Origin of the sequence: Mucilaginibacter gossypiicola (genome assembly GCF_900110105.1) — a bacterium.
Classification (GTDB): domain Bacteria; phylum Bacteroidota; class Bacteroidia; order Sphingobacteriales; family Sphingobacteriaceae; genus Mucilaginibacter; species Mucilaginibacter gossypiicola.
The window spans coordinates 1-13984 of the sequence record NZ_FOCL01000020.1; the positions used below are offsets into that span (position 1 = coordinate 1).

Below are 13984 nucleotides of genomic sequence, written 5' to 3' on the forward strand. Positions count from 1 at the left end.
CAATTCGGTTCGCAGCTTAATACCCGATATACTTGCACCCAAATCATCATGCACCTCACTGCTGATACGCTGGCGTTCGCGTTGCAGGGCAAGCGTATTTTCATAGTCCTTTTTTTGCAAGCCTATAATGGACTGATAATATTTTCGTACCAGTAAAAAAACTACAACGATAGCGCTTAGCACTGCCAGTACCTGCAACCATAGTTGCTGGTACCATAAAGGCATAACGGTAAATTTAAAAATAAGCGACGAACTCAACTGATTAAAACGATCGGCAGCCACCGCTTCTAACTCATAACTCCCCGGAGGCAACAGGTCAAACCTTTTTTCGCCGGATGGTGCAACGCTCCAATTTTTGTCAACGCCCTTCAGCCTGAACCGGTATTGTATTTTACCCATGCTTTTGTAGGATAGGGCAACGCAATTAAATACAACGGGCTGGCCGTAAGTAAAGCTGCTTTGATTTCCGGTGGCTCCGTCGTTAATCATTATCGGCCTGGGCAGATTGGTGTTCCCTAAATTTTGAGTCACTGCTATTCCCTGATCTGTGGCTATATAGTAATCAGGACCGTTCTGCACTACGTCAGCAACATTATCCGAAGGAAGCCCGTTACTGGTATTAAGCAGGCTGATCCGGTAGCTCTGATAATTATTATAAAAGCTGATGATGCTTACACCATTTGCTGTACAGGCCCATAATGTATTGGCATCTGTCCATACTAATTTGCGGATATCGCCCGAAGAAATAGCAGGCTTGTTAAATTGAACAATGTTTTTTCCAGCCCATAAAAACACACCTTGTGACTCTGTACCAATTGCGCATGCTTCGCGATTTGCTGCCAGGCATTTAACAACATTGATCCCGTTCCCGGTCAACATTCGGAAATAGGTGATATTGGTTGGGGTGGGTGCAAACTGGTATAATCCATAAAGTGAACCTATTAGCATGCTGTTTTTATACCAGATAAGGGATGTCATGCGTATAGGCTTAATTTTGTAACCCTGTATATGTTTGAGCCGATCTGATAATACAAGAACTGAATTCTGTGTAATAAAACACAAACTATCATGTTGTTGGGCAATGCCTTTTATAGGGCCATAGAAATATTTTACCGGATGCCATGTCGAAGGATTATTATTGGAAACATTTAATCCGAATATGCCATTATCTGTACCAATGATAAGCTTATTATCCGAACTTGCAAGCAGGTTAGTTATCCGGTTAAAATCCGAGCGGTCTTGGTTTATAGTTATAGTGCCTATTGACGATATCTGCTTTGCACCAAGCTTCATATAATTCAGAGTACTTAACACGTGTCCGGTAAAAAGATAACCGCCCGCTACGCTCAGCTTCAAAACGTCTTCATTTGCCAGACCACTCTCCTTGTTAATGATTCTTACTTCGGGGTTGGTACTTAGAAAAAAGCCTTTGTCATAACTGCCAAACCATAAATTATTTTCCTTGTCTATAAGCGTTGATGTGGTGATTTGGTTATTAAGGTAGTTTTTTCGCTCGCCCGTAATATAGTTGATAATGTATGTGCCTTGTTTTACCGTGGTAACAGCAAAAGTGTTTTTACCTGTAGGATAAACAGAGGTTACATTACCGGTAAAATTAATTTTATTAAGAGGAATGATACCGCTTTTTTGATACCGATAAACTTGCACCCAATTTTTGGTTATCAATAACAAATGATTTTGCTGTAAGGCCAATCTGTAAGGCCTGGTATTGTTTTTTACCGTTTCATAACTTAATTGCCCTTTCAGAAGCTCCTTTTCCAGTATGTGAGTGTCATTGTCAGATAAGCTGATCTCTTCTTTGCCTGGGCCATAAATACATCCGCTCCTGTGTTGAATAGCATGTCTTCTTGATCTTAATTCGTCAAAATGATATAACTTGGTGCTGAGTCCATAATTTACACATAGCTCATTGTAACGGTTAAAAAAGAAATTGGCAAAAGGCTGCACTATTACTTTTTGCGGTGAGTTAAGCTTGTGTATAAGCCCGTTTTCATAGTAACAAACCCTAAAATTATTACAATAGAAAAAAATCCGGTGGTAATTATCTTCGGCTATCCGGAAACACTCGTTGCTTTCCAACCCATCTGCCGACGTGAAATTTTTAAAATGCTGACCATCAAATCTGCTTACACCTTTATCCGTGGCTATCCAGATAAACCCTCTGCTGTCCTGCGTTAAATAATTAACCCTTGAACTGAGCAGGCCATCGGGTGCACTATAATTTTTCAGGTAAATTACCTGGTATGGCGTGTCGGCATATAACCGCCACGGAAATAAAAGCAGGGTTAATATTAAAAGTTTAAAAAAATAGCTTTTTAGAGGCATTCTAATTTATCGGTATCAATTTAACATCGCAGCCTTTTTAACATTATACAATAATATAACTTGTATAGTTTTGTGCAGCAATATTAACTGATAAATATAAAAAGAAATGCCGTGCGGGCAATATCAAGCTAAATATCAAGCATCCGGCAAACAAATATTTATTATATCAATAGGGTAACCCTTGCAGGCCGGGCCTTCCTTATGATTGATAATAAAGTTAAAACGGATACCCGATTGCCAGGTTAAATACACTTCGGTTAAAGTTGAAATCCCAGCGGGGCTCATTGGCACGTATGTATGGCGTACGTAACGGGATACCCAGATCGGTACGTAACACCAGCACGGTTAAATCAAACCTCAAACCAAAGCCACAGTCAACAGCGAAATCATTATAAAATTTATTGCTGAACACTGCTCCGGGTTGCTGGCTATTTGAGTGGAGCAACCAAATATTACCTGCGTCAACAAATAATGCTCCCCGTACAATGCTGAACAGCTTTGGCCGGTATTCGATATTGGCCTCTATTTTAATATCGCCCGATTCATCTGCCAGGAAACCTCCTGTACCTACTCCGGTTTGAGAATCAAATGAACCGGGGCCTATAGCCCTTGCCCTGAAACCGCGTAAGCTGTTAGGGCCGCCTATGAAAAACTGCTGGCTGTATGGTAGCTGGGTAGAGTTTCCATAAGGTAAACCAACACCCACTATAAACCTTGTAGCGATGGTGCTGTTGGGCGCAGTTTTATGAAAATACCTGATCTCGTTTTCAAACTTTACAAACTGGTTGAATATTGCGCCGAAAAGTTTTTTGGGTTTTCCGCCCGCGCTATCGGCACCGGTTACCAAACCGTATATGTTATTAGATAGGGTTACTTTACCATTGTAATAAAAAGTATTAGTGCGGTAATCTTCGTTGGTATTGGTAAAGATATAGCTGTAGCTTGGACCTAATATAAATTGCTTGTCAATTACATGCTTCAAGGCCGGATTAACGGGGCCATTAGCCGGATTGATACTTGCCTTATATTCGTCAGATACGCTCAATGGATTTACAAATTGGAAATTGATGAGGTTAAGCTCATGCGAACGATGTTCTGTTTCGCGCCACTGGTAACCGAATGACAAATTGAATGAATTTAGATTATATAGCTTTTGACGGTTCACAATAGAATAACCGAGGCTTAGGTTGGTATGCGGGATATAGGCATCGGCGGCTTTGGGGTAAATTGGCCCGATAAAGCGCGGCCACGATAGCGTGGTTTGAATACCGGCCTGGTAAACATTATAGCCGGCGTTTTGCCCGCCTGCCTGCACGTCGGTACTTCCAAAAAGGGTTATTTTTAACGATTCGGCACCTTTAAAGGCGTTCCGGTTAAGCCAGTTGAGGTTTACCTGCGTGCCGGTATAGTTAGCCGATGTGGTACGGCCCAAAATATCAAGCGATAGTGATTTCTTTTTATACTGAGTTAAAAAGTAATATACATCCAGTTTTGATGAATCGGCAGATACATCCTCAAACCTGTTTTTTACAAACTTGTAGGGGCCAAGGTTTATAAAGCGGTTAAGCGAATTATTATGTGCGGTACGGTTGTAAACTTCGCCTGGTCTCATCAGCACGGTGTTGGCAAATACGTAGGTATGCACGGTATTGCGGCGTTCAACAATGTTATACCATTTATAAGATATAGCCTTATCCTTCATTAGTGAAGTATCTCTTAGCGAATAGCTCGGGTAGACATAAATTTTATTGATTGTGTAAATATTTTGAGCGCGACCGGGGGTTTCATTTTTAACAGCTACAAAAATATCAACCTGGTGACCAGCTATGGTGCTGTCCACATGCATGATCAAATCTTCGGGCGAAAAATAATAAAAGCCTTCCTCCTTCAATCGGGCATCAATGCGCAGACGTTCGGTTTTGATAACATCAAGATTATATTTATCCCCAACTTTTAACAATGTTTTTGCCGCTGTGCCGGTAACTGCGGTATCAATAGTTCTGTTTCCTGGCGGAAATACTACTTTCCTGATTTTGTAGCCCGGCCCTGTTACAGCGGTATAAACTGCTTTGGCAACTTTTGACGTTGTTTTTTTGCTCACCGTATCACCACTTACCTGCGCCTGGAAGTAGCTTTCGTTTTGTAACCTGTTTTGAAGTATTTTACTGTTCTGTTCAAGATTTACGGAACTGATCAATACAGGAGGTTCACCTTTTTTATTGAGCCAGTTGGCAAGGCCTTTAGTTTTGTTGGTTTTAGTTTTAAAGTAAAGCCACAGTTTAAAACGCATACCTAATATCGTACTGTTAGGAACAGGCCTTAGTAAGGTGCCAAGTTCTTCGCTCAAGGCGCTTTTCTCACTCTTTTTCAAAACCGAGTCTTTGATCACCACCTCGCCGCCTGTGTATAGCTTTTGGCCCGGTGCCAGAAATTTAGTGGTACTGCAGGCACTCAGTAAAACAGATGCTGAAAGCAGTATATATTTTAAATGTTTGGTCATGGGCTTAGTTTGAAGTAGTTTGCGGTTTGTTGTCCTGTTGCTGCTGCATGTTTTTTTGTTCCAGCGCCTTATCTGCTTCCTGTTGTTTTTGTTTTTCTTCTTTTTGTTTTTGCTGGTACTCGCGGCGCAACCTGCGTTCTTCAGGGGTACGCTTGCGGAAGATCTCTTTGAAACGGTTGTAATCAACTGTTAGGGTGAAGCCTACGCCGGTTTCTATGATCTGTCCCTGTATCACAATAAATTCATCGCGGCGGTAAGCACGCAGAGTATACCGGCCATCCTTGCTTAGTTTATATGCTATTGATACGTCGCCTGCTATGTTGGATGCTTTTTGTCCCGGCTGGTTGCCTTCCAGGTTAAAGTTATTGCCAACACTTACTGTAAGTCTATCGCTCAGGAAGCGTTTGGAAAGGCCAACATTTAGGTCAGTACGATTAGTTGCCGTTCCCGTCGAATAATCTTCGCCGGATGTAAGGCCGAAGTTAAGATCAACCCCCGAGATGAGGCTACCCGCCAACCGGTTCAACTGATCAGATAACAAACTACTTACGCTATTGCGGATAGTGCCTTCAATAGATGTGCCGGCTCCCTGGCTTTGCAGCGGATTATCGCCTATAAAGTGGCCTAATACTAATACGCCTAAAACTTGTTTATTAAGTTCGTTAGGGTCTTGCCGTATCTGGGTAAGGCGTGTGTTTACAGTATTTACTACATCTGATGATACGGAATACGAACTATCAGGCAAAACAATATCAAAGCTGATATTAGGTGTAAGCAGCTGATCCTTCAGGTTCAGGTTTACGTTAAATGGCAGTTTCTGTTTGTACATGGTACTGTTTTGCGCATCCGAAAGCTGATTTGAAACCAGGTCTATCGGCGGTACGTTGGCTACGTAAATGGCAGTCAGGTCAATATTGGCGCTGGTTGGATCGCCAGTCCAAACTATGGTACTGCCTTTTTTAAAGTTGAAAGTACGTTTAACCGTAGCGTAAGCTAAGTTGTACGAGCCCGAATTAACCACATATGTACCTGTAAGGTTAATTTTGCCGCTTGGGTCAATACCGCCGTTAAGGTTGGCTTCGCCTTTCAGGTGCACGATATCGCCATTTCGCTCATCAACTACGATAGTAAATGCCGCGTTTTTGTTTACGGTGATAGTAGCAGATACATCCAACCCGGTAACATCCGATTTTTTAAGTGAGTCCAGCTGCTTTGCCAGCAGTATCGAATCCAATTTAGGGGCATCCTTATCAATAAAGTCAACTACACCTTTACGGTCCTCAACTGCCGGATCATCGGTAGGCAGTACAAAGGTCATGTCGGTTTTATCGTTCACGGTAAGATTGGCGTCAACTACAGGTTTGGCCATATTACCGCGAATCTTGATGCGGGTATCAACATAAAGCTTGCCGTAATAAAGTTTGTTATCAGCTTCGGTGGAGTTGGTGACCCTGAAGTTATTGGCATTGATATCCATACCAAAGGCAAAGTCGGTGTAAGTCTTAGTGTAGATACTGCCGCTTACCACAGCCTTGTTACCGGTTGAATCAACCAGCGTAAAATCATTGAAGCGAATACCTTCGTTGTTGAACGTAATGCTTTCCTGTGGCATACGGAAGTAGGAGTTGAGCATGGCTACGTTAAAGCCCACTTTGTTGAAGTTAATATCGCCCCGCACCGAAGGCGCATCTGTGGTCCCCGATATTTTCAGCGCCCCGGTAATATTACCCATAGCATTGCGCAAACTGCCAAAACTGAAACCTTCGATACTCTTCATGCTCAGGTTCACGATATTCAGATCGAGATCGAAGCGGCTTTCGGGCGAGGTATAGTAGGTGCCGTTTAGGTCAACCTGGTTGCCTTTGCCTGTTATGCTCATTTGTGCAGCATAAGCATTTTCGGTTTGATTGTTTACTTTAAGGGCAATGTTACCTACGGTGTCACCCTTAAAATTAAAGTCATTAACATTGATAGCCGCCGTAAATACAGGCGCAGCCTGGAAGTTGCTTACTGTAGCATCGCCGTTAATGGTACCGCCTACCTGTAACGAGTCCTGTTTGGCCATTTTGGTAAGTGCCTCAATATGGAAGTTATTGAATTTGATATTCAGCGGGCTGTTATACTCCTGCGTGCTGCTGTTAACGCTCAATACCTGGTTGTTGTTAGTGATGGTAAAGTTGTGCGCCAGGATACCTTTTGTCCCGTATTGTAAAAAGTTATCATCGCTAACCGCCCATGGGAGGTAATCAAGCAACAGGCCATCCTTATTAAAGCTAAACTGGTACTCATCAGGCAACAGGCTGAAGGTACCTGCAATGCGGAAACGTTCTTTTTTAGCTGCATCGCGGATTTGAACGCTTAAGCCTGCCTTATTATCCTGCGCTGCGCCCGAGATGCTGGTATACAGCAGATCGACAGATGAACCAACTTTAACTTCATCAACCGAAAAATTATAATTAAGTGCGTTGTTATTGGTGTTGATATTAAGCGACGCTTTATTAACGGTATTGGTACCGTAAACCACTTTAGGTATGGAACCTTTAACAACCAACTCGCCGGTTTGGCTATTGAAGCTGCCGTTTAGTAAAACAGGATCGAGCTGTTTCAGATCAGGGGCAAACTGGTTAAGCAGCGGGGTTTTAACCAGGCGGGCTTCAAATTTAAATTGCTGCGCATCGTATTTAACCACAGGTGCCGGTTTGGTTTTAATGGTTTTGCCACCCTTGGTTTTTACGGCCACCTGCTGCCCGCCGGCAATGGTAGTGTTAAAATATTTGTTGATCACATCCTGAAGGGCCGGGGCTATCTGCGTAAGCTTGTACTTGCCGGCCATGTGTGCCGTCATGATAGGTGTTTTTAAGCGCAAAGTGCTGCTATCGGCGCTGGCTGTGGAAGTGAGGCTGATGGTATCCATCTGGATGCGCTGGCCTTTGTTTATAACCAATAGGTCGGTAGCCTTAATATCAGCATTCAGGTAATCCGGGTCGGCAGTTGGCACATCGGCCACGATCTTACCATGAAAGCGCATGTCATCTTTAACAAAATTCAGGTTTTTGAGGTTGATGCTGTCCACATTTAAAGTAGCCTTAACCGCCGGGTATTTTTTATTGAGATTAGCTTTAGCATCCAGGCTGAAATTAATGTTGGGATCTTTCATGGTAGCAACCGCGGTATAAGCTCCGTTGCTTGATGTCCCCTTCATAGCCAGGTTTTGGTAAGTATAGCCTTTAACATAGGCTTTTGCTACATTACCGTTAAATGCGATACTTGCCTTTTTAGGATCGAGACTTGTACCCTTCAAATTGGCGTTCATGGTAATGCGCCCAACCATTTGCGGTTGTTTGGTAAGCGCGCCTACATTAAGTTCATTAACTTTAATATTAGCGGTATACGTCGCCGCGTTTTTGTTTTGCCCGTTCTTCAAAGCAGCCACCAGGTCAACTGCACCGTAGCTTGAGCGCAGTCCCATTTTAGTACTAAAGGTGTACATGCTGCCTTTAAAGTTACCCTTCAAACTCATTTTTTCGGGAATGCTCACATTGGGCGGAATACTACCGGCAGGAGCGAGTCTGTCTATATCACTGCGACTGGTGCTGAAATCGGCAATGTTAACATCAAAGGTCGCCTTATTTACATCGGGCAGCCCCTTCATTTTAGCCGATGCCTTAATGTGCGTGCTGCTTAAACCGGTAACTTCAAGATTAGGAATATCCAGGTTATTAACCTGTCCGCTTACCCGGCCATTGATCTTAAACACCGTGCCCGGCGATGATTTAAATGGCTCCATAGTAGCCATGGTTGGCATCAGCAATAAAACATCTTTTAAACCCAAACGGCTGCCATCTAAATTGGCATTGATGCCCAGTGCGCCTATGTTTTTGGTAATGGCATCAATAGAAGGGTAGCGCACCTGTACCGATTTTTGGAGGGTAGTATTAGGCGTTTCCAATAGCAGATCATTCATGTAGGCTGTAGTTGGCCCATACAGAAATGCAGTGTGGAATTTGTTGATCTTCAAGCCACTTTTTTCGGTAAAGGTAAAGGAGTTGATCTTACCCGAAATTGTATCCGGGCTGTATGAAATATTTTCGGCTTCAGCATTCAGACTGCGGATGTCCATATGGCCAAAATCCAAACCTTTGGGTATGGCTTTCTGCGCTTCGTTATCGAACTTAATATTATCGTTAGTGAACGTAACTTTACCGATAGTTGCCTGCCATGCCGATTTAGTAGGCGACGACACCAGCGTATCCAGTTTTTTAACGGCTTTGACAACTGCTTTAGCTACAGTTTTGGGCTTGGCTAAGCTAAGGCCAGCTTTGGTATCGCTTAGCTCGATACTTTTGATGCCTACCTTTTGGTTTTTCAGGTCGATCTTGTCCATCTCCACCAAAAACTTGCTTAGGTCTACTTTGGCACCCATCTCGGCGCTTTGGTAATCGACTTTGATTTTAGAGATATCGATTACGCCTAAATTCAGGTCCATATTCAAAGGTGCGGTAGCGGTATCAGGCGGCGGTGGACCGGTTGGGGTTTGGATGATCTTAGCGTTTACATCACTCAGCGTAATTTTTGGTATGGTGAATTTCATTTTATCCATATCAAAATCTTTAACGCGGGTATCAAAATGGCCGAGTAAAAACTTTACATCGTTGCCGGTTATCGCATCCTTATATTTTATGTTGATCTTATCGAGGATGATCTTATCAACAGAAAACTTCATGGTTGAAGTGGTGTCGGTAGGTTTTATTTCTTTCTTTTGTTCGCCCACAAAAGCTTTGATAATGTAATCGAAGTTGAACACGCTATCGGCCCCACGGTTTACATTGGCGGTAATGCCCTGCAGGTTTACTTCGTTAACCTCAACCTGGCTGTGCAGCAACTTGAGCATGCTGATATCAACCTTTAGTTTGTCGCCGGCAATGAGGGTGTCTTTTTTCTGGTCCTCAAAATAAACATCTTCCAGCACCAGCAGCTTAGGCAGGCCAAGGCTGATATGTCCGATCTTAACCTTGGTATGGATCTTATTCTGTAAAAAAGTTACGGCTTTGTCTTTCGCGAAGTTTTGAACAGCTGGTACCTGTATCAAAATTACTACAAGAATAACCAGCAGTACTACACTAACCAGTATCCAGAGTATCGTTTTAAGGGTTATTCGTAGTATTTTTTTCAATTGTATATGTATTTCAAAGGTGATGATAGGGTTGCTTAATATAAACAAATAACATGCTAAGTATAGCTGTTTGCTGTGTGTTTTGTATAATTTACAAACTAAGGGAGCGGCTTTAATTAAAAATTTCCACAGCGCTACTTTTTAACAGTCTACATCCCTAACTTGTTTTAACTTTGTACTTCTTAAAGATTTTGTTGAAACGGATTTACTATGCCTGATTTTTCTCACCTACACGTACATACCCAATTCTCCCTGCTCGACGGTGCAGCCGATATTTCCAAACTGTACAAAAAAGCCGCTAAGGATGGGATGAAAGCCCTTGCCATTACCGACCATGGCAACATGTTTGGCGTATTTAAGTTTGTGGCCGAAGCCGGTAAACACAATGTAAAACCCATTGTAGGCTGCGAGTTTTACGTGGTTGAAGACAGGCATAAAAAGCAATTTACTAAGGAAAATAAAGATGTACGCCGCCACCAGTTGATGCTGGCCAAAAACCCTACAGGTTACAAAAACCTGGTTAAGCTATGCTCATTAGGGTATATGGAAGGCCTGTATAGTAAATGGCCGCGTATTGACAAAGAATTAATCCTGAAATACCACGAAGGTATCATCGCTACTACTTGTTGTATTGGTGCATCGGTACCGCAGGCTATTTTAAAAGATACGCCCGAAAATGCCGAGAAGGAATTTAAATGGTGGCTTGATATTTTTGGCGAGGATTTTTATATCGAGATTCAGCGCCATGAGATCCCCGAGCAGCAAATCATCAATAATGTGTTGCTCACCTACGCTAAAAAGTATAATGTAAAAGTGATCTGCTCCAACGATTCGCATTATGTGGATCAGCAGGACTCGAACGCGCACGATATTTTGCTTTGCGTAAACACAGGTGATATGCAAAGCACCCCGATAGCTACCGATGAAGAAGGTGGTAAAGGCTATCGTTTTGGTTTCCCTAATGATCAGTTTTATTTTAAAACCCAGGAGGAAATGGGACGGCTGTTCCATGACGTGCCAGAATCATTGGACAATACCAACGAAATTGTTGATAAGGTAGAGACGCTAAAGCTCAAGCGCGATATCCTGCTACCAAACTATATCATCCCCGACGAATTTAAAATTCACAATACGCCTGATGCAGATACCCTTAACCAATGGGAGTACCTGAAGCACCTTACGTTTATGGGTGCCAAGGAGCGCTATATAGATATTAGCCCGGAGACTGAGGAGCGCATCAACTTTGAGTTGTTCACTATCCGTACCATGGGTTTTGCGGGGTATTTCCTCATTGTGGCCGACTTTATCAAGGCAGGGCGCGATATGGGCGTATTTATTGGTCCGGGCCGTGGTTCGGCAGCCGGGTCGGTGGTGGCTTATTGTACAGGCATCACCAATATCGACCCAATGAAGTACAACCTCCTGTTTGAGAGGTTCCTGAACCCCGACCGTAAATCGATGCCCGATATTGACACGGACTTTGACGATGCGGGCAGGCAGCGGGTTATTGACTACGTGGTTGATAAATACGGTAAAAATCAGGTAGCGCAAATCATCACCTATGGTTCGATGGCTGCCCGTACCAGTATCCAGGACGTGGGCCGTGTGCTTGATATGCCGCTGGCCGATGTAAGTGCTATGAAAAAGCTGGTGCCCGAAACATTGGGTATCACCCTAAAAGATGCCATTGAGCAGGTGCCGGAGTTAAAAGAGATCCTGAACGGTAACGATCTTAAGGCACAGGTACTACGTGAGGCCGAAAAGCTGGAAGGATCAGTACGTAATACCGGTGTGCATGCCGCGGGTATTATCATTGCCCCTTATGACCTTACCGATATTGTTCCGGTAGCTACGGCTAAGGACTCTGACCTGTTGGTTACGCAATATGATGGACGTGTAATTGAAGATGCGGGTGTAATTAAGATGGACTTTTTGGGTCTGAAAACCCTTACCATTATTAAGGACGCCCTGCGCATGATCAGGCAAAATCATGGCGTAGTAATAGATATTGACTATATACCGCTTGATGACCTGAAAACTTATGAGCTTTACCAGCGTGGGGATACCAATGGCACTTTCCAGTTTGAAAGCGATGGTATGCAAATGTACCTGCGCGAGCTTAAGCCCGATAAGTTTGAGGACTTGATAGCCATGAACGCCCTTTACCGCCCGGGTCCGATAGAGTATATACCAAACTTTATTTCCCGTAAGCATGGCCGCGAACCTATTGTGTTCGACTTGCCTGATATGGAAGAATACCTGGGCGAAACCTATGGTATTACCGTATACCAGGAACAGGTGATGCTTCTGTCGCAAAAGTTAGCGGGCTTTAGTAAAGGTGATGCCGACGTTTTGCGTAAGGCGATGGGTAAAAAGCAAATTGAGGTACTTAACAAAATGGAAGCCCAGTTTATGGACGGTGCCGTTGCCAAAGGCCACCCCAAAGATAAGCTTACCAAAATCTGGACCGACTGGAAAGCCTTTGCCCAATACGCGTTCAATAAATCGCACTCAACATGCTACGCTTTCGTGGCATACCAAACAGCTTATTTAAAAGCACATTACCCGTCAGAGTATATGGCGGCGGTTTTAAATAACCAAAATAACATTGAAAAGATTACCTTCTTTATGGAGGAATGCCGCCGTATGGGTGTTGAGGTATTAGGACCGGACATCAACGAGTCGGACATGGCTTTCGCGGTTAACAAGCGCGGACAGGTACGTTTCGGTTTAACCGGTGTAAAAGGTGTGGGCGACAAAGCGGTAGAAAGTATCATTGAAGAGCGTAACGCCAACGGTCCGTTTGAAACGGTATACGATTTTGCACGTCGTTCAAATACCCGCAGCGTTAACCGTAAATCGTACGAAAACCTCGTATACGGCGGTGCTTTTGATGGGTTCGGGATTCCCAGGGCACAGTTTTTTGCCAAAACCGAGTTGGGTGTCCTAACTGGTGTTGAACGGCTGATCAAATATGCCAATGATTATCAGAATGTGCAAAGCAGCTCGCAATCGTCATTGTTCGGCGGTTCGGTAGCTTCATATGTACCTGAACCTGCCATGCCTGATGTTGAAGAATGGGCGCTGATAGAAAAGCTGAAATATGAAAAAATGGTTATCGGGATCTATTTAACCGGTCACCCTTTGGATAATTATAAAGTTGAACTTAAGCGTTTCTGTAACGCCAACATCAGCGATTTGAAACTGATGCAAAAAGCCCGCTCGGGCGAAGGCGGTGAGGATGTAACGGCGGCGTTCAATGAACTGCGCCGTCGCGGTGAATTACGAATTGGCGGCCTGGTATCAAGCGTTCAGCATAAAATGACCAAAACGGGTAAGCCATTTGGCACATTCGTGTTTGAGGATTATAATGAATCGTACGAGTTTGCGTTGTTTGGCGATGATTATGTGAAGTTCCGTAATATGATGATGGAGGGGTACTTTCTGCATATCAAAGGAAATATTGAAGAGAAATTCCGCCAAAAAGATAACTGGGACCTGCGGATCATGGTGATGGACCTATTATCAGAAATGCGTGATAAGCTCACCAAATCGTTAACTGTTTGTATTGATGTGCAAATGCTCAATAGTAAACTGTTGGATGATATTCAGCACATGATAGATGATAATAACCAAAAGTACCCGGTAAAAAACTGTAAACTCCGTTTCCAGATCAAGGATAGGGAGGAGGTTATGCTGGTTGAACTCTCATCAAAATCATTTAAAGTAAACCCAAGCGATGATTTTATGGCCGGGATCCATAGTTTAACTAATGAGGAGCCGGTGTTGAGTTAGATTTCAGGACTACTTAAATTCATGTCATTGCGAGCGTAGCGTGGCAATCGCATACTATACAGAGTGGCTACGTTTTTGTGCGGCTGGTTCACAGTTTTCTCTTAGTAGGCGGATTTACTCGTCATCTTGGTTGTTATAGTTGATTTTATAAGTTAAATTTGTTTAAAAGC

Annotated in this window: 4 protein-coding genes; 1 reads left to right on the forward strand and 3 read right to left on the reverse strand. The window is 43.3% G+C overall.

Annotated elements, in window-relative coordinates:
- From BMX50_RS32705 to BMX50_RS32715, 3 genes are all read right to left on the reverse strand, one after another.
- Positions 1 to 2346 (reverse strand): two-component regulator propeller domain-containing protein (locus BMX50_RS32705; protein WP_091221804.1); only part of this gene is annotated, 2346 nt, incomplete at its 3' end.
- 217 nt (positions 2347 to 2563) lie between these two features.
- Positions 2564 to 4846, reverse strand: coding sequence for a translocation and assembly module lipoprotein TamL (gene tamL, locus BMX50_RS32710; RefSeq protein ID WP_091221809.1), 2283 nt, complete (start codon positions 4844 to 4846; stop codon positions 2564 to 2566).
- A 4-nt stretch (positions 4847 to 4850) separates the two neighbouring features.
- Positions 4851 to 10019 (reverse strand): translocation/assembly module TamB domain-containing protein, encoded by a 5169-nt coding sequence (locus BMX50_RS32715; protein ID WP_091222175.1) that lies wholly within the window; start codon positions 10017 to 10019, stop codon positions 4851 to 4853.
- A 210-nt stretch (positions 10020 to 10229) separates the two neighbouring features.
- On the opposite strand from BMX50_RS32715, the gene dnaE reads away from it, so the two are divergent.
- Positions 10230 to 13814 (forward strand): DNA polymerase III subunit alpha, encoded by a 3585-nt coding sequence (dnaE, locus tag BMX50_RS32720; protein WP_091221812.1) that lies wholly within the window; start codon positions 10230 to 10232, stop codon positions 13812 to 13814.
- Positions 13815 to 13984 lie beyond the last annotated feature (170 nt).

Bases quoted from the DNA above. Each gene is read 5' to 3' on its own strand.
- tamL (WP_091221809.1), bottom strand. From the start codon at position 4,846: ATGACCAAACATTTAAAATATATACTGCTTTCAGCATCTGTTTTACTG.
- dnaE (WP_091221812.1), top strand. From the start codon at position 10,230: ATGCCTGATTTTTCTCACCTACACGTACATACCCAATTCTCCCTGCTC.